Annotated in this window: 19 protein-coding genes and 2 pseudogenes; 17 read left to right on the top strand and 4 right to left on the bottom strand. The window is 67.3% G+C overall.

Features of this window, described 5'->3' with window-relative positions; all coding sequences use genetic code 11:
* Positions 1-63: 63 nt before the first annotated feature.
* Entirely contained in the window at positions 64-795 is a 732-nt protein-coding gene (locus CW359_RS44055) for a hypothetical protein (protein ID WP_232838873.1), read from the bottom strand.
* Between the two features lie 379 nt (positions 796-1,174).
* On the opposite strand from CW359_RS44055, the gene CW359_RS44050 reads away from it, so the two are divergent.
* Entirely contained in the window at positions 1,175-2,086 is a 912-nt protein-coding gene (locus tag CW359_RS44050; protein WP_105975892.1) for an ETEC_3214 domain-containing protein, read from the top strand.
* A 147-nt stretch (positions 2,087-2,233) separates the two neighbouring features.
* On the top strand, positions 2,234-2,431 hold the full coding sequence (locus CW359_RS44045; RefSeq protein ID WP_232838872.1) for a hypothetical protein: 198 nt from the start codon (positions 2,234-2,236) through the stop codon (positions 2,429-2,431).
* On the opposite strand, the gene CW359_RS44040 is transcribed toward CW359_RS44045, so the two are convergent.
* Complete coding sequence (locus CW359_RS44040; protein ID WP_408647595.1) at positions 2,395-3,423, bottom strand: zeta toxin family protein; 1,029 nt, start codon at positions 3,421-3,423, stop codon at positions 2,395-2,397. The two genes, CW359_RS44045 and CW359_RS44040, sit on opposite strands and share 37 nt — an antisense overlap.
* On the opposite strand from CW359_RS44040, the pseudogene tap reads away from it, so the two are divergent.
* From tap to CW359_RS43970, 14 genes and pseudogenes are all read left to right on the top strand, one after another.
* A pseudogene (tap, locus tag CW359_RS47015) lies at positions 3,383-5,013 on the top strand (telomere-associated protein Tap). The gene CW359_RS44040 and the pseudogene tap sit on opposite strands and share 41 nt — an antisense overlap.
* Before the next feature lie 3 nt (positions 5,014-5,016).
* A complete protein-coding gene (tpg, locus tag CW359_RS44030) occupies positions 5,017-5,574 on the top strand; it encodes a telomere-protecting terminal protein Tpg (protein ID WP_105975891.1) in 558 nt (185 codons plus the stop codon).
* 27 nt (positions 5,575-5,601) lie between these two features.
* A complete protein-coding gene (locus tag CW359_RS44025; protein ID WP_105975890.1) occupies positions 5,602-7,209 on the top strand; it encodes a hypothetical protein in 1,608 nt (535 codons plus the stop codon).
* 120 nt (positions 7,210-7,329) lie between these two features.
* Positions 7,330-7,689 carry a DUF6247 family protein gene (locus tag CW359_RS44020; protein ID WP_232838871.1) on the top strand — a complete coding sequence of 120 codons (360 nt, stop codon included), beginning with the start codon at positions 7,330-7,332 and terminating at the stop codon, positions 7,687-7,689.
* An 87-nt stretch (positions 7,690-7,776) separates the two neighbouring features.
* Entirely contained in the window at positions 7,777-8,073 is a 297-nt protein-coding gene (locus tag CW359_RS46130) for a hypothetical protein (RefSeq protein WP_198655609.1), read from the top strand.
* 119 nt (positions 8,074-8,192) lie between these two features.
* Positions 8,193-9,254 carry a tyrosine-type recombinase/integrase gene (locus CW359_RS44010; RefSeq protein WP_105975889.1) on the top strand — a complete coding sequence of 354 codons (1,062 nt, stop codon included), beginning with the start codon at positions 8,193-8,195 and terminating at the stop codon, positions 9,252-9,254.
* A complete protein-coding gene (locus tag CW359_RS44005) occupies positions 9,214-10,323 on the top strand; it encodes a tyrosine-type recombinase/integrase (RefSeq protein WP_105975888.1) in 1,110 nt (369 codons plus the stop codon). The genes CW359_RS44010 and CW359_RS44005 overlap by 41 nt, the downstream gene beginning before the upstream one ends.
* 329 nt (positions 10,324-10,652) lie before the next feature.
* Positions 10,653-12,572 carry a tyrosine-type recombinase/integrase gene (locus CW359_RS44000; protein ID WP_232838870.1) on the top strand — a complete coding sequence of 640 codons (1,920 nt, stop codon included), beginning with the start codon at positions 10,653-10,655 and terminating at the stop codon, positions 12,570-12,572.
* Positions 12,562-12,954, top strand: a complete 393-nt coding sequence (locus CW359_RS43995) for a DUF6262 family protein (protein ID WP_105975886.1) — start codon at positions 12,562-12,564, stop codon at positions 12,952-12,954. The genes CW359_RS44000 and CW359_RS43995 overlap by 11 nt, the downstream gene beginning before the upstream one ends.
* A gap of 14 nt (positions 12,955-12,968) precedes the next feature.
* Entirely contained in the window at positions 12,969-14,141 is a 1,173-nt protein-coding gene (locus tag CW359_RS43990; RefSeq protein WP_232838869.1) for a hypothetical protein, read from the top strand.
* A gap of 22 nt (positions 14,142-14,163) precedes the next feature.
* On the top strand, positions 14,164-14,457 hold the full coding sequence (locus CW359_RS47010; protein WP_232838868.1) for a hypothetical protein: 294 nt from the start codon (positions 14,164-14,166) through the stop codon (positions 14,455-14,457).
* A complete protein-coding gene (locus CW359_RS43980) occupies positions 14,454-14,780 on the top strand; it encodes a helix-turn-helix domain-containing protein (protein WP_105975885.1) in 327 nt (108 codons plus the stop codon). The genes CW359_RS47010 and CW359_RS43980 overlap by 4 nt, the downstream gene beginning before the upstream one ends.
* Positions 14,780-17,101, top strand: a complete 2,322-nt coding sequence (locus CW359_RS43975) for an XRE family transcriptional regulator (RefSeq protein ID WP_232838867.1) — start codon at positions 14,780-14,782, stop codon at positions 17,099-17,101. The genes CW359_RS43980 and CW359_RS43975 overlap by 1 nt, the downstream gene beginning before the upstream one ends.
* A 70-nt stretch (positions 17,102-17,171) precedes the next feature.
* Positions 17,172-17,918, top strand: coding sequence for a hypothetical protein (locus tag CW359_RS43970; RefSeq protein ID WP_105975884.1), 747 nt, complete (start codon positions 17,172-17,174; stop codon positions 17,916-17,918).
* Positions 17,919-18,083: 165 nt separating this feature from the next.
* Here the strand turns inward: CW359_RS43970 and CW359_RS43965 are convergent, their stop codons facing one another.
* Positions 18,084-18,269, bottom strand: a complete 186-nt coding sequence (locus tag CW359_RS43965) for a hypothetical protein (protein ID WP_105975883.1) — start codon at positions 18,267-18,269, stop codon at positions 18,084-18,086.
* Positions 18,270-18,594: 325 nt separating this feature from the next.
* Here CW359_RS43965 and CW359_RS43960 point away from each other — a divergent pair, with 325 nt between their 5' ends.
* On the top strand, positions 18,595-18,810 hold the full coding sequence (locus CW359_RS43960) for an e9imm peptide (RefSeq protein WP_198655612.1): 216 nt from the start codon (positions 18,595-18,597) through the stop codon (positions 18,808-18,810).
* 9 nt (positions 18,811-18,819) lie between these two features.
* Here CW359_RS43960 and CW359_RS43955 read toward each other — a convergent pair.
* Positions 18,820-18,961: pseudogene (locus tag CW359_RS43955) on the bottom strand (IS5/IS1182 family transposase); the annotation flags it as partial.

Below are 18,961 nucleotides of genomic sequence, written 5' to 3'. Positions count from 1 at the left end.
CAGGCTGCCCGGACAGGGTGCTCTCGACAGGTTCCACGGTCTCCAACTCCACGGCGGTGTCAGTCACTTGACGCCTCTCCCATGATCGTCGGATCCGCCGTTAGATTTACACTCCCACACCGCACCGCGGAAGTTCATGATGCCGTCGATGGTGACGCCGGTGAGGTCGAGGTCGCAGCCCTGCCAGGAGCGGTGGGTTCCCCGGGGACGTCGGTAGTGGTCGCCGATGAGGCGCAGGATTGTGTGCCTGACCTTGCGAAAGGCCAGGTAGCGGTGGTGTTCATCCTGATGGGCGGGCTCGTTGCCGGGGTCGGGGGTGAAGGGGAGTTGGAGGTAGGCGCACAGAACGTCGATACACGTCTGTCGCAGGCTGTCGTCGGGGGCGTCGTCGGCGAGTCCTGCCAGGGCGTGGACGCCTCCGAGCCTGACGGCGGGGGAGTCTGAGCCGAGTTTGTCGACGGCTTGGGAGAAGCGTTCGGTGTGGAGTCGGGTGGCTTCCCGGTGGGCGCCGGCTTCGTCGACGCGCTGGCGGCGGTAGGCGACGACCAGGGCGACGAGGGCGCCGGACCCGGCGACTACTCCGAAGGAGAGTTTCACCAGGTCGAAGAGGGTCTTCGCGTCGAGTTTCGCGGTGCTGTCGATCTCCTGGAAGTCCAGCAGGACGACCAAGCCGTAGAAGACGCCGCCGGCGATCAGGACCGCAGCGACGAAAGTGACGGTCAGAGCCCGGCCGACCTTCCACAGGCGTAGCTCCCGGGCATTCGGGATTGATCGAGGCCGCCGGTTCACTGTCATGAGGATGGAGACAAAGCCGAGAGTGCCGTGGTTGCGGTGGGCATCCAAGAGGTTCTGCTCGATCGGGCAGAGGCGGCGGGTGGCATTCGGCTCGGGTAGCTGCTGTCGCCCGTCACAAGACACGGCTGCCGACCCTCGCGGCCCGCGACAGTCTCCCACTGCGAGGACCGGTTCGTGAACGCCTCGTCAGCCTGCACGCTGCGGTCGTTTGTACTGAACAGCGACCTGAGATCCCGGCCGCCCGTCACATCCACTCCCGAAAGATGATCACCTGTGGGGTCCAACGTATGCCCGCAGCACCGCTCTTGGGGAGGAGGCCCGCTCCACGGCGGCGACCGGACCCGTGCCCGGGCGGGCGGGTGTACGGCATTCTTCAGCGATGACGCCCGATCCCGAGCCCTGGTACAGCACCACCCTGAACGTGTGGACGATGGCCGGGGTGCTCGTAGCCTGCTGGAGCCTCGCCAAGACGGTCACCAGCGGATGGCGCCGCACCATCGGTCTTCGCCGCTATCTCACCGCGCGCCTCCGCAAGATCGCCCCCGGTGTCCGGCACGACTATGTCGAGTCCCTGCTCGGTGAGCCGAAGTGGCAGTCGACGATGACGTGCCACCGTCTGTCCGCCGCCGAAGACGAAGAAGCCGTCGACGACGACCGAAAAGTCGAGATCACGGTACGGACCTGGCCCCTGGCCCGGCTCGGGTACCTCGTCGCCTGGTCCGCGGAGGACGCCGTGGTGATGTTCGGGCTGACGACGACCAGCTGGTGGTTCCGGCCGCGCGTGATGATCGGCGATACGCGCATCCGGCTCGGGAAGACCCCCTTCGCAGTGCTCGGCAGCGTCGAAGAGCATCGTGCCTGGATCGGCAACCGCCGGTTCGGGTACTGGGAGTGCCACTACTTCGGCAACCTTGGCGGTTACAGATCGTGGTACGTCGGGGTCAACGACATCGGATACAAGGCCGTCGCACCGTTTCCCAACTGGTTCGACAACGAGAACGACTTTCTACCTCGGCTTCCGCCCGACCATCTGGCTGCCTACCGGGCGCGTGCAGTGGTCAACACGGTCGTCGTCAGCGGCATGGCCTCGTACAAGGAACTCGAGGACGGCAGCTTCTTCGGCATCTCGCTGGGGGTCGACCAGGACGTCGTTCGCTTGGCCCATCCCGAATACCACGTGCTCGACAGCCGGACCGGCCGCGCTCGCCGGTGGGTCCGGGACTGGCGCTGGCTCTCGCGCTTCAAGGACCGTCGTTGGGAGAAGAAGTACCGGGCCCTGCAAGACCGGTGACCACGACGCCCCGCACGGCCACCCGGAGGACAATGGCGGCCCGTTCGACGATCAAGGGAGTTGCCATGTCCGGCACACCAGACGAGCCCGACTTCTCCGGCCTGGGCGGGGGGCGAGGACCAGCAGGCTGACGACATCGTGTGGGAAGTGGTGGCCTGGTACAACGCGCAGATCGTCGCGGAACGCCGTGCGCCGGTGCCCGACGATGAACGGATCCAGGAGCTGAAGGCCGGCCGTGAGGCCGCGCTCGCCGACCAGGCACTGCTGGCGAGCGCCGATCCGGCACAAGAGGCCCGGATTGCCGCGGTCTACGCGGCCCGGCTGAAGGAACTCAAGGAGTCGTAGCCGGAGGTCTGCCGTCGTACGGGCCGGGGCCAGAAGGGCTGGCCCGGCCGGTCGATGCGGGCCGGTTGCAGGTGAGGGGGCATCAGGGGCCGGTCGAGCGCGGCGATGTCGTCCAGCTCGGCGCGGTGGCGGGGCAGCGCCCGGCGCAGCGCGTGGTGGAGCTGGAGGAACATCGTGGCTTCCTGCTCGGTATAGGGGCGGAGCCGTTCCGCGGCGAGTGCCCACGATGCCCGGCCGGAGCCGTCGGCTTCGTGGCGCAGCAGGGCCTGCCCGTCACGGCGCAGCACGGTGATGGCCGTGATCTGCGGGTGCCGTTCGGCGGCGGTGACGATGTCGGCGAGGGGCCGGTAGCAGGTGTCGTGCCCTGAGCGTGTGGTGAACCGGCCGGTGCCGCCGATCTCCAGCGCCCGGGCGTAGCGCAGCGCGGTGGCGAGCCGGCTGTCGGCCGCGCGGACGGCCGCGCGGACGGCCAGGACAACGAGTTCGACCGGGTAGCCGTCGGTTGCGAAGGGCAGTGCGCTGTCGAGGAACTCCTCCATGCTGCCGGGGGCGGCTTCGATCAGGACGTCGCCGCGGCGACGGCGTACGTACGCCTCGGCCCGGGAGAACCAGGCGCGGTAGTCGGTACGGATCGCAGCCCCGGCACGGCGGGGATCGTCGCGCAGCAGCTGGAAGTAGTCGGGGTGCGAGGCCTTGAAGTCGTCGCCGACCAGCCGGGTCGTGCCGGTGCGCATCGCGCGCCGGACCATCCTGGCGGTCCGTAGCTTGCCCGCACCGGGCTGCCCCAGGACGTACAGGGCGCGCGGCTCGTCCCGGGGCGTGACGCCCGCCAGGACGGTCGGGGTGATCAGTTCGTCGAAGATCCACCGGTGTTCGTCGTCGCGGCGTCCGGCGGCGAAGAAGGCCGCGAAGCCCGCCGTCGACCCGCGATTCCCGCACGGCCCACTCGCGGTGTTGGACGGTGACGGCTCCGCGTACGGCGTGGGCGGCATCGTGCTCGACTGCCCGGCGACCACCATCCCGGAGTTGGTGGAGTGGACGCTGCGCGAGTCCGGCCTCGGGGCTGCGAAGCTCAACCGCTACGGCAAGGACTCCGACCCGCTGATCGTGCTCACCGCCGCTGCCGCCGTGAAGCCGGGTCTGCCGGAGCGACTGGAGGGATGATCAGCGCCGCTCCCTCCGACTGCCCGAGGATCACCCGGTGGTCAAGGAGGTGGCGAAGGCGCGGTGGCAGTTGACGCAGCGCGGGTTCGGCCCGTGGGCAAGGGTCTACCGCAAGGCGCAGGGGCGTGATCGGCAGTGTGTGCAGTTGGCGATCCTTTCGTGGGATGCCTTTGATGAGCGGTCCTGGCCCGGCGTGGAGGACCTCGATGCGGCCGACATCGCCCGCGTCCTTGGTGTGTACGCGACCCGGGTCATCACCCCGCGCGGGTCGACGGCCGTGTCCGGTCTGGAGTTGATGACGGCGCTGCGTCCGCCGACGAAGGCCGTGCAGGACCTGGCAACCGGGAACTGGGTGTCTGGCTACAACGCGGGCTCGCTGGGGACGGAGCCGGTGGACCCGGCGCCGCCGGAGGCCACCCCGGAGCACCCTGTGGTCGTGCACTCCGACTGGAGGGGCGGGTTCCTCAACGAGGAGGCGTACCAGTGGGTGCGCCGGTGGAGTTGCTCAGCGATGAGGACTGCAGGCTGCCCTTCGCGGTCGGCCTGGACCTCAACACCGCGTTCCTCGCCTCTGCGGCCCGCCTGGTCGTCGGTCTCTCCGCTCCCGACCACTTCCACACCCCGGCGTTCAACCCGAAGATCCCCGGTTCCTGGCTGGTCGACCTCTCCTTCATCGAGCTGGACCCGCGCCTGCCCTCGCCGTTCACGCCGACCGGCGAGCGCCCGACGGGCCCGGCCTGGTATCAGACGCACACCGTCGCCTACGCCCAGGAGCTCGGCTTCAACGTGGCTCCGATCGAGGGGTACCTGCGGCGGGAGACCGGTGCGTACCTGGATCCGTGGCACGACCGGCTGAAGACCGCGTACGTCGACACCCTCGCCGACCTCGGCGTCACGAAGGACCTGGACGACCGCGCCTTCCTCGCCGCGATGGAGCAGCACAAGCAGGCCGACCCGGCGATGGCCGCCGTCCTCGCCGCCATCAAGGCCACCGTGAAGGGCGGCGTCGGCAAGCTCCGCGAACGCCCGTAGGGCAAGTCCTACAAGGACGGCGAGCGGTGGACGGCCCTGTACGCCCGACCTGGCGCCCCGACATCCGCGCCGCCGTCATCAGCAAGGCCCGGGTCAACATGCACCGCAAGCTCAACAACATGGTCAAGATGATGGGCCTGTACCCGCTCGCGGTGCTGTCCGACTGCGTCGTCTACCCGTCGCCGGGCGAGAGTCCGCTGGATTTCCTGCCGTACGCGGCGTCCGGTAAGCCGCAGCCCGGCGGTTTTCGTCTCGGGCCGACGCCGGGCCTGGCGAAGCTGGAGGGTGTCCAGTCGACGCTGTGGGCGGTCGACCTGATGGAGAAGGGCCTCAATCCGGCCCGCCACATCAAGGGCGGCGACGCCGTCCTGGACGAAGGGGAATAGCCGGTGGGCGAGATCGACGACGCGATCGAGCGGGCCGACCGGGAGAGCTTCACCCGCCAGCCGCCGAAGACGTTGAAGAGTCAGATCGGCTACTTGCTCAAGCAGTTCGGCAGCGCCAAGGCCGTCGCGCAGGAGCTCGGGGTCACCGCCGACTCGGTGAACCGCTACCGGCGCGGCGCCCGCAAGCACGCCCGCGCGGACGTCGCCGCGAAGATCGACGACGCGGAACGGCAGCGGTGGCAGCCGCAGGTGCGCAAGCGCCGACAGAAGCAGGCTGCGACCTCCGGCGGCATCACCGTGGAGACGAGGGCCCGGTTCGGCTACACCGCGCCCGTCGGCACGAACGACGACGGACGCTTCCGCCGACTGACCGTGCACCTACCCCCGGCGTACGCGCAGCGCCTCCTCGAGGCCCGTAACGCGGCTGCCAGCGACCAGCAGATGCGTGGGATCATTGCCGAAGGATTCAAAGAGGTGTATTTCCAGGACGGCGGAGGGCGCGCTATGGGACTCTCGGACGTCGAAATCAACGACATCGATTATCTCGACCTGGATTACTGAAGGCGAATTCATAAGGACGGCGACAGAATGAGCGGCATCGCTTGGCCCGATGACCCTAATTCCTTCGAGAAGGGCATCGCGGTTCTGCTGAGCCGGATGCATCCCAACGTCCAGAGGATCGACGGTGCTGGCGGCGACGGCGGCCGGGACGCACAGTTCACGTCCCCGGAGGGGCTGCACGTCTTCGAGATGAAGTCGTTCACCGGCCGGGTGACGGATGGACGCAGGAAGCAGGTGGAATCCTCCCTCGCACGAGCGGCACAGCTCCTGCCCGTCAGCTGGGAGCTGATCGTTCCTATCGATCCGACGCCGGGGGAGTGGCAGTGGTTCGAGAGGCTCCGTACGCAGTACCCGTTTCAGATGGAGTGGCGTGGTGCCACATGGATCGAGGCACAGCTGACCGAGCATCCGCAGGTCCGCAGGTTCTACTTTGCCGATGCCATGGCTGAGACGGAGGAACTGCTGCGAAAGCTGGTTCCCGAACGGGGGCCCATCACCGACACCGGTGAAGCCATGCAACGGATGCGTGGCATGGTCGACCGGCTGTCGGAACTGGAACCGCACTACCGGTTCAAGCTGACTGCAGGGCCAGGGGCAGACTGCTCGGTGGAGATGCTGCCCGCCTATCCCGGCGCGGTGCGGGACCGCCCAGCAGGCTTCTGGGTGGCGTTTGCGGACACTCCCGAAGCACAGGAGACCGCTCGTGCCTGGGAGCGGGCCATCGCCTTCGGCGATCCGGTGGACGTGCCGGGCGAGCACATCGCGGATCTCCGAATGAACGGCCCCGCGGTCTTGGGACTTCCCAACGGACAGCCCGGCCCCGGGATGAGACTGCGGGTATCAGGACATGAGGTCCCTGCCGATCACACCGCGCAGTTGCTGATCACGGACGGACAGGGCCAGCGCGTCGCGGTACTCGGGCTACAGATGACGGCACTGCGTATGGGGATCAGCGGGAGCGTCCTGAGCGGCAACGACGTCACCGGGTCGTACGAGTGCTGCCTGCGGATGGACCACAGCGTCGGCGCGCTCCAGGTCAAGTTGAAGTACGAGATCGTTGACCGGCTGCGCCCTGCTGCCGGCCTCGACGTCGTCCGTTTCGCGGCCGCGCTTCAGCCTCATCACACCCTGCAGGTGATGCTCGCCGGTAAGCCGGTCACCGAGTGCGTGCCTGTGCCGATTGCCGAGGGAGTCGACCAGCAGGTAGCCGACATGATGATCAAATTGCTCGAGCAGCTGGTGGCGATCGAGAGGTTGGCCGTGACCACGTTCGAGGTGCCGGTGGACATCCCGAGCGCCGACAAGGTGGCCATCCGCACCGCCTACGCGCTTCTCACGGGTAGCACCGCGGAAGTCGGCGCCACCACGACCGCCACGATCACCGCCAACGACACTCCGCAAATCCGCGAACTCGTGGAAACCCAAGGCCTTATTGAAATGACCGGTCTCGTCACAGACCACCAGGTGGAGATCCTTGGCCAGGGCATCCAGGTCGGCCCCGTCACGGTGCAGTCACCCCCGCTACAGATCACGGGGGCTCAGTCATCGGATGACGGACTTGAGCTGTCTGTACGGACCGCACCTGGTTACGAGGACCGCCCCGTCCGGTTTACCCGTTACAACCCCGCTGACTAGCAGTCCCAGGGGCTTGATTCTGGTGGCAATGATGTCTCTCCCCGGTCGGGCTGACGACCTCACCGTGCCTGAGCTACGGCGATCCGCGGCGGTATACGGGTATCAATGAGGGATCACGGCATGTCCGTCCCCACTGCCCCGCACCGCGCGTACGGTGGCGATACGACCAGCCAGGAGGACTCGATCAGCGCACAGCCCGAGGAAGCCCCCGCACCGCCGGCCCCGGCCGCCACCGCCCAGCTGCTCCGGGCACTCCGTGCCGACCACCGCGCCGAAACGTGGGTGCCGGCGTTCGAGCAGGACTGGGCGCGCGCCCTGGACGACGCCCGGCACAGCTTCAGCCTCGCCCCGGTCCACACCGTCATCGGAACCTGCCCGGCCCGCCTGTCCTCCGCCCCGGCCGTCGACGCATTCCTCGCCGGCGGCTGCGACGACGCGGACGGCATCGACCTGGACCAGGTCCTCGGAGCCCGTACGTGAGCGACGGACAACCGCCATGGCCCGCCCGTCTGTCTGTCGCCCCAAGCCGCAGACACCGCAGCCGAGTTGCCCGACCACGCCCGGGAGATGCTGCGGGACGTCCCGGACATCGCTGGCCGCGACCGGTGGTCCTTCCCGCCCTTCAACCCGCGCGACCCCGAAGGCGAGGACGTCTGCTCCGCCGCGGTCGGACAGCTCACCGCCGTCTACTGGATCAACTGCCCCGCCGGACGCCTGTACGTCGTGGACATCAAACGGGATGAATTGCATCTGATGCAACATTGCTCAGAGTGGCGGAATTGGCGTTCCGGCTGGTCAGAGCAGCAGGCCGTTGAGGGTGATCCGCGCTTGAGTCTTACGCTGACCTGCACGCTATCACGCTGATTCAACATTGTTGCGTCTGATACAACAGGATAGTGAGTACGCGAGCGCCCGGTTCGGCGCACCTTGTCCTGGCCCGTAACGTCGTCCATCTGGACCCGGCGCCAGCCGTATTTGGGGCGATGAAGGAGGGCTGGGCGAGGCAGCAGTCGGCCAGGTTCTTGAAGTCCTCGACCATCGATCCTCGGATCCGGTTGCTGGAGCGCTTCGAGGAGTTCACGGGGCTGTACCCGTGGCAGTGGTCACCCGCTGATGGTGAGGCGTTCATCGCTCACCTGCGAAGCGGCGAGAAGCCGATCCAGATGTCGACCGCACGTACGTACGAGGTGACGATCGGCCTGTTCCTGGAGTACCTCCTGGACACCCGTTACGAGTGGGCCCGGGTCTGCGAGGAGCGCTTCGGCGAAGTGCCCCAAGTGGTCTTCCACGAGGGCAACTCGGTTCTGCACACCGTGGAGTACGAGGGCGATCCTCGTCGTCGGCCGCTGACCTACGACGAGGTCCAGGCCCTGTTCGATGCCGCTGACGCCCGCCCGAGCAAGATTCGGGGACAGGGCCGCAAGGGCGCCTTGTGCGCGCTGAGAGATGCGGCGGTCCTCAAGGCGGTCTACGCCTTCGGCACCAGGCGAACCGAGACGTCCAAGCTGGACCTGGTCGACCTTCGCCGGAGCCGCAAGGCACCGAAGTACGGCACCTACGGCAGCCTCATGGTGCGCTTCGGCAAAGCGTCGAAGGGTGCCCCACCCAAGCGCCGCACGGTGTTGACCGTCCCAGAGATGGACTGGACTGTCGGCGTCCTGGAGGACTGGGTGACCGAGATACGGCCGCAGTTCTCACCGGGCCGGCACCCGGCGCTGTGGGTGACCGAGCGGGTCGGCCGACTCTCACCGAGGTCGATCAACGAGGCGTTCGTGGCGGCCCGGAAGGACGCTGACCTGGACGAAGACCTCGACTTGCACTGCTTGCGCCACAGTTACATCACGCACCTGACGGAGTTCGGCTACCCCGCCCGGTTCGTCCAGGTTCTCTTGAGTCCTCTGCGGTGTGTCCATGACGTGCAGCACGAGCCCGGGGTGGGCGGAGATCTGTGTGGTGGAGGTGGTTATCTACCGCCGTCCATCACGCAGTTCCCCGGGAGGTTTGATGCTGGTGCAGAGGGTGTTGATGCCCGCCTCGTCGCTTGAGTCGTGGACGGTCCTCGGCGATGAGGGCGGGATAGTTGAGCCGATCGAGCGTTACCTCGCCTACCTGACCGATATCGAGCGGTCGCCGAACACGGTCAAGGCTTGTGCCCACGATCTGAAGGATTGGTTCGTCTTCCTCGGCCGGCGTGGTCTGGACTGGCGCGAGGTGAGGCTGGAGGACCTGGGTGAGTTCGTCGCCTGGCTCCGGCTGCCGCCTGCGGGCCGTGACGGCCGGGTCGCATTGCTGCCGTCGGCGGAGCATCACTGCGGGGTGACCACGGTCAACCGGAAGCTGTCGGCGGTCAGCGGTCTGTACGTCTTCCATGCCCGTCACGGTGTGGATCTGGGCGACCTGGTCACCGAGCTGCAGCCGGTCCGAGCCCGGCGCACGGGCTGGAAGCCGTTTCTGTATCACCTGGCCGGCGGTGAACCCCAGCGACGCCGAACGATCAAGCTGAAGACGCCTCGCATGCACCCGACCATCCTGACCGCCGCTCAGGTCCAGGCGATCCTGGACGCCTGCCCCCGACTGCGGGACCGGTTCTTGTTCGCACTGCTGTGGGAAACCGGGATCCGGATCGGTGAGGCCCTTGGTCTCCGGCACGAGGATCTCGCCGCAGCGGAGGGCGAGTTGATCGTCACTCCGCGAGTCAATGACAACCGGGCACGGGCCAAGTCCGCCTCTCCCCGCACCGTCCCCGTCGGCCCCGAGATCATCCGGCTCTACGCGGACTATCTCCACGATGAGTACGGCGACCTGGACAGCGACTACATGTTCGTCAACCTCTGGGGCGGCTCCTACGGACACCCGCTGACCTACGCGGCTGTCTACGACCTGGTGCTGCGGATCCGCCGTGCCACCGGCATCGACTTCGACCCCCACTGGTTCCGGCACACCCGGGCCACCTTGCTCCTGCGCCGCAAGGTGCCCATCGAGGTGGTCAGTACCTTGCTCGGTCATTCCTCGATCGCCACCACGCTGGATATTTACGGTCACTTGTCCGTCGAGGACGCCCGTCGCGCCCTGGAGGAGGCCGGGTTCCTGACCGGGCGGGAGGTCCGCTGGTGAGCGAGTCGACTCCTGCTGTTCCCCTTCCCAGCTCAGGGCTGCTGGGCAAACTCATGGCCGCGGTCCGGCCGGAGTTCCGCGTCGATGTGTTCATCCCCGCTCCGGGAGAGCTGATCTTTGGTCTGCGATCCTGCCGGGTTCCGGGATGCCCACGGCAGCCTCGCACCTGTCAGCTCTGCCGCGGCCATTACTACCGCTGGCAGAGGCGTGGAGGACCGGACATCGAAGCGTTCATCGCCGATCCCGGCCCCGGCCCGGTCGGGCGGACTGAACTGACCGAGTGCTCCGTCGCCGGCTGCCGCTACGGTGCGGCCCGCCAAGGGCTGTGCGTGCGCCATCACGGCTTCTGGGAACGGGCGGACAAGCCCGGGAAGAAGAAGTGGGTGGCGGATCTGCCGGCGGTCGCCGACAACGGCCGCCCGAGCTGCCGCTTGTCGTTCTGCACTCTGTGGACCCAGGGGAAGTCGCCGTTCTGCCACAACCACAAGTCCCGCTGGTATGCCGTCGGCAGCCCCGAGATCGAGGAGTTCGTACGCCGCTGCGAGGCCGCCGGAGACGACCGCTTCGACTTCCGGCCGCTGGACTACAAGCGTCAGCTCAAGCTCGAATTGCAGTACGCGCTGCAGTGCCGACACGACGAGCGGCAGGTCAACACCCATAGCTCGGCCGTCTCGCCGGTGATCCGGTTGACCGCCGCCAGCGAGGCCGGATCCTTGCTGGAGTGGCCGATGGAGCAGTGGAGTGGGTACTTCGCCGCGATGCGCGGGGCCAGCCATGACCAGAACGGACAGCTGGCGTTCCTGCGCTACGCGCACGAGCATCTGGAGGATCTCGCCTGCGGCAGCGGCTGGGAGAGCGAGTTCCCCCGCGATGTGTGGGTGCTGCGTCGGCTCGGGATCGAGGGCACCCGGGCCCGGTTGCGGTTCGACCGCATCGCCCAGCCGTGGTTGCGCGAGCTGGCCAAAAGGTTCGTGCGTCGGCGGCTCAGTATCGGCCGCAGCATCAACCAGGCCGTCGTCGACGTCCTCGCGCTCAACCGGTTCTCCGGCTTCCTGGCCGACGCGCGCGTCGCCGCGGGCGGTCTGGCTGCGGTGGACCGGAAGGTACTCGAACGCTACCTGGCCGATCTCGCCGTCGACCCGCGGTCGGTCCACTCGCGCGGCCGGGACATCGGCTCGCTGAACGCGTTCTTCCACGCCCTGCGCCGCCACGGCTGGGACGTCGCCCTTCCGGCGAACGCGACGTTCTACCCCGACGACTTCCCCCGTCCCGACAAGCGGTTGCCCCGGGCGCTGGCCGAGCAGGTCATGGCCCAGGTCGAGCAGCCCGCCAACCTCGACCGCTGGCACAACCCCGAGGGCCGCGTGCTGACCCTGGTCCTCATGCGGTGCGGGCTGCGGGTCGGTGACGCCTGCAACCTGGCCTTCGACTGCATCGTCCGGGACGCCGACGGCGCCGCCTACCTGCGCTATCTCAACCGGAAGATGAAACGCGAGGCCCTGGTCCCCATCGACGAGGAGGTCGAGGGCGAGATCACCGCCCAGCAGCAGCGCGTCCTGGAGCGCTGGCCCGGGGGCAGCCGGTGGCTGTTTCCTGCCCCGCGGATGAACCCCGACGGCACGCGACCGCTGACGACGCACTCCTACCGCGGACAGCTCGATCTCTGGCTGGAGCGCTGCGACGTCCGCGACGAGCACGGCCGGGCGGTGCACCTGACACCCCATCAATGGCGCCACACTTTTGGAACCAGGCTGATCAACCGGGACGTCCCGCAGGAAGTCGTACGCGTCCTTCTTGATCACTCCTCGGGTGAGATGACCGCACATTACGCTCGGCTACACGACACCACGGTCCGCCGGCACTGGGAGAAGGCCCGCAAAGTCAACATCAAGGGCGAAAGCGTCACCGTCGATCCCGACGGTCCGCTGGCCGAGGCCACCTGGGCCAAGCAGCGGCTCGGCCGCGTGACCCAGGCCCTACCGAACGGCTACTGCGGTCTGCCGGTGCAGAAAACCTGTCCGCATGCCAACGCTTGCCTGACATGCCCGATGTTCGTCACCACCCCCGAGTTCCTGCCACAACACCGCGAGCAACGACAGCAGCTGTTGCAGATCGTCTCCGCCGCCGAGGCCCGCGGCCAAACGCGGGTGGTCGAGATGAACCGCCAGGTCCTCGGCAATCTGGAGCAGATCATCACGACCTTGGAATCCGATCCCGATCAGCCGGAGGCGACCGCAGATGCGAGCTGACAACAGCCAGCACATCGTCGACGCAGCCCGCCGCCGCAGCGAGTACACCCGCGCCAAGGCCGTCCAGGCCCTCCGCACTCTCGACGCAGCGGGCGAGCCGGTCACCTTCGAGACCGTCGCGAAACAGGCCGGAGTGTCCAGGTCCTGGCTCTATGCCCAGCCGGACCTGCGGGCTGAAGTCGAACGCCTGCGCGCAGCAAACCACCGAGGACCCGTGTCTCCAGTTCCTGCTCGCCAACGGACCTCCGACGCCTCTCTGCTGCGGCGGCTCGAAGCCGCGAACACCCGTGTCCGGCAGCTCACCGAGGAGAACCGGCGACTCCGCGACCAACTCGCCGGCGCACTGGGCGAGCAACGAGCAGAAAGAATCACGAAAGAATAAGCGAAGGGAAGACGATGAGTACCGCCGAAGAGCAGGACCGGCTCCTGCACAGACCCAGAAGCGCCCTCGAACGAGCACGGCAGGACCCGACGATGTGGGCCGACCTGGCCTACTGCGCCCAGGTTACCGACGAGGGTCCCGTGGCCGACCGCAACAGAGCGGACCGCTTCGCCGTTCTGTGGGCACTGCAATACGACCGCCGCCCCCAGGACCTGCCGCTCCTGCGCTTCCTGCTCCAGCAGCAGACCACCTACTACCGCGAGGCCGTCCCCTGGGGCATGGCCCCCGACCTGACACTGGCGGGATTCCTGGTCGCCGAACACCGGCAGGCGGAGGACCTTTGGCTGCACTGGGACGCCAAGAACATCAGCTTCGATACGGCGCTGGGCTACCACCTCTACCATCTCCTCACGGCAGGCATCGCCGCCGCCACGGAGACGGTTCGAGCCAGCTCCCACCCCGACCGCGAACGCATCCTGGGCGACATCACATCGCCCCGGCATACCGATGCCGCCGTCGAGGAATGGCTGGACCGGCAACGCACACGATTCCCCTCCGATCCGGCCGACGAAGGACTCAAGTCGTGGGCCCACCACGCCGCGCGCCTTGGCGAGCGCGAGGCATCCCGCCTCTTCATGACCGAATGGGCGGCAGGTGAGCCCCGGACCGGCGACACACTCAACACACTGCAGTTCCACCTCGCTCAGCTCGGCTACCTCGCCGAAGCCGTGGAAGTACAGAAAGAAGCCGTCGCGATCAGTGATTCGTCGTGGTCAGGAGCAAGGGTGAGCAAACTTCTCACCCTTGCTCGGCTGCAACGCCGAACCGACGACTACACGGGCGCACGGCAAACACTTCAGGAGGCCCAGCGCAGCCTGCCTCCCGACAAGCAGGGCTTCGACCAGGGAATATGGCGGCACTTCGTTAAGGAGCGCTTCCTCCTCGTCCCGATCGCCCCCGACGACTCAACAGCGCACCGACTGCTCGCCGCCAGCGAGCAGGACCTGCACGGAATTCCTCGGCTCTGGATGGACGGAGTCCTCGACGCCGCAATCGCGGCTGCCGAACACCTCGGCGACCAGCCGGCACTCCACCGCTACCGCGCTCAGCAGCGGGCCGCGGCCCGCGAACGCGATCAGGAAGTCGGGCCGCCCCGCCACCCCTCGTCAGGACCCGCACCCTCGTGAACCCAGCACCAGCCGCACGGAGATGAGCCACCCCATCAGGAACCGCAGCAGCGCGTCTCGCCCTGATAACGATCAGTCAGCCATCCGCTACGAGAACGCAGTTGCCAACTCCGCCTCGACAACAGCGTCCTCAACGCGAACGCCAAGGTCACAGGAACGAAGCCTGCCCGGACTCAAGATAATCCAGGAGCAGGTCGGCCACTCCCACGCCGGAACAACGGCGATCTACATGGGTGTCTCGAACGAGTACCGCAACAAGCTGCTGGAGGCTTCCATGAAGAACCGACTCGGCGACGACTGGGACGCAACGGCATGATCAAGAAAATGGGTTACCAGTGGCAGCTACGGCAGCTGATGGCCGAGCGCCAGATGTTCCAGACTTCCGACCTGGTGCCGCTGCTCGCCGAGCGAGGGGTCGTCCTGTCCCGCGAGCAGGTCTACCGTCTGGTCACCCAGCCACCGCAGCGAATGAGCATGGACACTCTGGTCGCGCTCTGCGACATCCTGGAGTGCACCCCCAATGATCTGATCAAGCCCGAGGTCGTCAACAAGCCGCTCCGCAAGACTGCGGGGGAGACGACCGGACCGACTCCGACCACTCCACGGCGAACCGTCATCCGCCGCCCCGGCCAGCAGTAATGCCGCTCAGCGCCCGCCAGCGTCACCGCCGGGACGAGCTCGAACAGGCTCGGGCCCGGCTGATCACCCATCTGCGTGAGGCGGTCGGGCCCGCCCTCACCGCCGCGGGCGCCCAGGAGATCCTCGAACAAGCGACGGCATGGAACTCGCTCGTCGCGCGCCAACTGGACGCGCACGTCACCGACAACCCCGACGCGCTGACCGCGCCGTCGCCGCACTGCCCCCTCGTCCTGATCCGGCTGCTGCACCAGCTCCAGGCCGCCGGGCACGGAGAAGCCATCACCCCGCTGGGCTGCGTGAACTGCGGGAAAACCGACGTTCCGCTGCGCCGGCTCACACCTGCTGGCCGCAGCTGCGGATGGTGCCTTGACCAGCACCTGCTCAAGCAGTGCGCCCGCTGCAAGCAGGACAGCCCCGTCGCCGCCTATCGGGACGACGGTCCGATCTGTCGCAGCTGCTACCACGACGACCCTCTTTTCCAGCAGGCATGCGGCAAATGCGGCCGCCAGCGTCGTCCGGCCTATCGCAGCGACGACGGAACCCCGCTCTGCGCCGGCTGCTACCCGCGGCAACACCGCGAGTGCGTCCGCTGCGGAACCCTGGCGCGCGTCTACGCGATCCTCGAGAACGGTCCGGTATGTCGCCACTGCCACGACAACCCGGGACGGCTCTGCGGAAAGTGCGGTCGCGTCCGGCAGATCCACGTCCGCGCGGCCAACGGCGAGCCCGACATCTGCGGCGCCTGCTACAAGGGCAGTCTCGGTGAGTGCAGTGTCTGCGCTCGGGTCCGTCCTGGGCACCGGCACCGCGGAGGAGCCTTCCACTGCAACTCGTGCCTGCCGCGTCCCGTCCGCGCGTGCGCCGACTGCGGGAGATCGAGGCAGCCGAGGATGGTCGGCTGGCCCGTCGGACCGCTGTGTTCCGGCTGCCATTCACGTCGCGCACGCAACCCCATACCGTGCTCACGCTGCAGCGAGACCCGCGTCCCGGTCGGCCGCACCCCGGCGGGGAAAGATCTCTGCGGCCCGTGCTGCGGCCTCGACGCGCTGAACGTCGCCTGCCGCCAGTGCCGCTTCCCTGGCGATGTCTACGCCGACGGCAAGTGCACCCGCTGCGTGGCCAGCGACCGCGTGAAAGATCTCCTCAGCAGATCCGACAGCATCATCGCCCCTCAACTGCAGCCCCTGGCCGACGCGTTGTCCGGGGCAGCGCGGCCGAGGTCGGTGATCTACTGGCTCCGACAAAGCCCGTCCGCCAAGCTGCTGGCCACGCTCGCAGCCGAACACGCCGAGATCACTCACGAACTGCTGGACGGACTGCCCCAGGGCAAGAATCTCTGGCATGTCCGCGAGACCCTCGTGGCCACCGGCGTTCTGCCCCGGAGGCAGGAGACCTTGGCCCGACTGGAACTCTGGCTCCGCGACTTCACCGACGCGCTGCCGGCCCACCAAGCCCGCATCATTCGGCCCTTCGCCGAGTGGCAGGTGCTCCGCGATACGCGTCGCCGCGCTGCCCGCGGCCGTTACACGGCCGGATCAGCCAGCACTTACCGCACCGACATCCGCACCGCCGCCCTGTTCATGACCTGGCTCGACGAGAACCAGCTCGATCTGAGCGCCCTCACCCAAGAAGCCCTCGACCTCTGGCTCACCACGCATCCCACACGGCGCCAGGGGGTCGGGGCGTTCGTCCGCTGGACACTCGCCCGCCGCCTCACCAGCGGGATCAAACTCCCCCCGGAGGTCAAGGCCGACGCCTCGCACTTTCTCACCGAGGACGAGCACTACGGACGACTTCGTCGCTGCCTCAACGACGACCAACTTCCGCTCGACGTCCGCATCATCGGCGCGATGGTCAGGCTCTATGGGATGCAGGTCACCCGCATCGTCACCTTGACCACTGACCGCTTCCACAAGGAGGAGACGGACTGGTACGTCACATTCGACCGCGAGCCGGTCCTGCTGCCGCCCAAACTGGGTCGACTCATAGAGGAGCAAATCCGGCACCCTGCACGTGTCTCGATGCTGGAGCAACTACCTGGAGACGGACCGCGTTACCTCTGGCCAGGCCGACCTGCCAGTCGCCCAATTGGCGGAGGGTGGGCGCACACGCGATTGAAGCGGCACGGCCTGCCGAGCTTGAGCGCGCGGAACACCGCCATGATCGAATTCGTGGCGGAATTGCCCCCGATCGTCGTCAGCGATCTCCTGGGCATCGACCCCGGCACGGCGCACAAGTGGGCCCGGTTCGCGCAGGACAGCTGGGCGGACTACCTAGCTGCCTGCACGAACGACGATGCGAAACCGCCGGAGAGATCTTGAAGGACCAGTAACGGGACCATCCGCGAGAAATGCTGCGACACCTTGATGTGGCAGGCCCGACAATCGTTCGATGACTGCCAAGAAGCGTTGCCTCACCCTCCATGTTGTCGTTCCTGATCTTCCGCAGAGGGGTGCAAGCGTGGAGGTCCGACCGCTGGTCGACAGTGAGGACATCTTGGCTGAGGTGTTCACAGAAGGGCCGGGCGAAGATCCCAAGTACCTCTTGCTGCCGGACGGTCCTCTGACGGCTGGTCCTGAGCCGCACGAGGTGCGGCTGGCCGAGGCCACGTGCACCGAAGGGTGCTGCGGCGCCCTCTATGTGACCATCCGGCGCGACGGCGACCACGTGATCTGGAGTGAGTGGCGCAACCCCGACGAGGACAACGTTGACCTGCCTGAGTTCTGGTTCGATGCTCGGGAGTACCAGACAGAGGTAGAGCGAGCCGTTGCGGACCACAGCTGGGAGTGGCCAGCACGCACTGTTGCCCGGCTGCTGGAGCTGGACCTCAGAGAGCGCGTCGGCTGGCTTGCACGATGGGAATGTGAACTCGGCAGTGTGTCCGCCTGGCTTTGGGAGCCCGACCAGATCAACCTCTTCCTCTTCCATCCGGGCCGCTCGGCCATCGGGGAAGACCGCCCGTGGCTGCAGTTCCGGATGGTGCTTGACGTCTCCAGTGACGACCCTGAAAGTCAGGCCGAGAGACTTGCTGAGCAACTCGTGGCGGGTGACCCACGTCAGACAGCCGAGGTCTGTGGCGGATCACCGGAATACGCCAAGCAGCTTGGTTATCCATGGCCGCAGCGGCGGAGGGCCTGAACGCGAGGAACACCGCATGCCGGTAGGAACAGTGCAGGGTTGGAACACTGCCTCTTCACCAGTCATCTGGCTCGGATAGCTCACGGACATGGCAACGCTCCGTCCCCGGCATGTCAGCTGCCAGGGACGGAGCGTTTCGCAGGCTATCCGCGCCTGACCATCAGGTCAGCGGCGGACATGGACGGTCACGTTAACGATCACGCCGCCGGCCGCGACGGTTCCGCCGAACAGGGCCACGGCGGTGATCTGCTCCGTGTGTCCGAGGGCGGCCAGCAAGCAGATGGCGACCATGGCCAGGAGGGCGGTAATGGCCGGAGCCACACGGCCGACCTGGGCAAGACGGGACGTCATCCCGCCTGAGGTACTGTTTCGCGGTGTTGCTTCAGGATTCATCTCTCGTGATTTCGCTCGGGCGGATGTGATCCCGGCGCGGCATTGGGGAGTCCTCGGTCGTGCCCTCCGCCTCCAAGCTCGGGCATGACCTTCGGGGCTCCCCTTCTGCACGCCGGGGCCACGATGGGCGGTCGGGAAGTAACGTGCCCTGGCTGTGACCGCTACCTCCCGCGAAGAGAGTATCGACGTCGAACTACGGCAGCCGTTCCACTAGGACCTGTCCGGGCGATCACTGGTCCCACTACGGTGGCTGTGGTGGAAGGGCCTGGTGAGTGCAGTGGAGATGAGCCGTGCGGAGGCAGTCGCGCTGGTGCAGCGCGTCATGGATGCGGGCTGCGCCTCCGATGACGAGGTGGCCGGTTGGCTGGGCAGGCTCGACAGAACCCTGGCTTGCCCGTCTGGGCACGTCAGTGGCTTGATCTTCTGGCCTTCGGAGCGGGATCTTTCGGCTGATGAGGTGGTCGATCAGGCCCTGGCATATCGGCCGATCGCTTTGTGAGGCCGGGACTCAACTCCGAAGCCAGATCAGTAGAGCTGCGGTGGTTGCGGTGCCGAGGAAGACGTAGCCGCGCTTGTCATAACGGGTGGCCACGGCCCGGGACTGCTTCAGCCTGTTGATCGTCCGTTCGACGGTGTTGCGCTTCTTGTAC

Origin of the sequence: Streptomyces geranii (assembly GCF_002954775.1) — a bacterium.
GTDB classification, from domain to species: domain Bacteria; phylum Actinomycetota; class Actinomycetes; order Streptomycetales; family Streptomycetaceae; genus Streptomyces; species Streptomyces geranii.
The sequence above is the reverse complement of the archived record's forward strand: the minus strand, read 5'-3'. Positions and strand labels throughout refer to the sequence as shown.

Coding starts and splice junctions, on each gene's coding strand:
- CW359_RS47010 (WP_232838868.1), top strand. CDS start 14,164: ATGAGCCACCCCATCAGGAACCGCAGCAGCGCGTCTCGCCCTGATAAC.
- CW359_RS44050 (WP_105975892.1), top strand. CDS start 1,175: ATGACGCCCGATCCCGAGCCCTGGTACAGCACCACCCTGAACGTGTGG.
- CW359_RS44025 (WP_105975890.1), top strand. CDS start 5,602: ATGAGCGGCATCGCTTGGCCCGATGACCCTAATTCCTTCGAGAAGGGC.
- CW359_RS43960 (WP_198655612.1), top strand. CDS start 18,595: ATGAGCCGTGCGGAGGCAGTCGCGCTGGTGCAGCGCGTCATGGATGCG.
- CW359_RS44040 (WP_408647595.1), bottom strand. CDS start 3,423: ATGCCGCCCACGCCGTACGCGGAGCCGTCACCGTCCAACACCGCGAGT.
- CW359_RS44020 (WP_232838871.1), top strand. CDS start 7,330: ATGTCCGTCCCCACTGCCCCGCACCGCGCGTACGGTGGCGATACGACC.
- CW359_RS43970 (WP_105975884.1), top strand. CDS start 17,172: ATGACTGCCAAGAAGCGTTGCCTCACCCTCCATGTTGTCGTTCCTGAT.
- CW359_RS43980 (WP_105975885.1), top strand. CDS start 14,454: ATGATCAAGAAAATGGGTTACCAGTGGCAGCTACGGCAGCTGATGGCC.
- CW359_RS43990 (WP_232838869.1), top strand. CDS start 12,969: ATGAGTACCGCCGAAGAGCAGGACCGGCTCCTGCACAGACCCAGAAGC.
- CW359_RS44055 (WP_232838873.1), bottom strand. CDS start 795: ATGACAGTGAACCGGCGGCCTCGATCAATCCCGAATGCCCGGGAGCTA.
- CW359_RS43995 (WP_105975886.1), top strand. CDS start 12,562: ATGCGAGCTGACAACAGCCAGCACATCGTCGACGCAGCCCGCCGCCGC.
- CW359_RS43975 (WP_232838867.1), top strand. CDS start 14,780: ATGCCGCTCAGCGCCCGCCAGCGTCACCGCCGGGACGAGCTCGAACAG.
- CW359_RS43965 (WP_105975883.1), bottom strand. CDS start 18,269: ATGACGTCCCGTCTTGCCCAGGTCGGCCGTGTGGCTCCGGCCATTACC.
- CW359_RS44005 (WP_105975888.1), top strand. CDS start 9,214: ATGCTGGTGCAGAGGGTGTTGATGCCCGCCTCGTCGCTTGAGTCGTGG.
- CW359_RS46130 (WP_198655609.1), top strand. CDS start 7,777: ATGCTGCGGGACGTCCCGGACATCGCTGGCCGCGACCGGTGGTCCTTC.
- CW359_RS44010 (WP_105975889.1), top strand. CDS start 8,193: ATGAAGGAGGGCTGGGCGAGGCAGCAGTCGGCCAGGTTCTTGAAGTCC.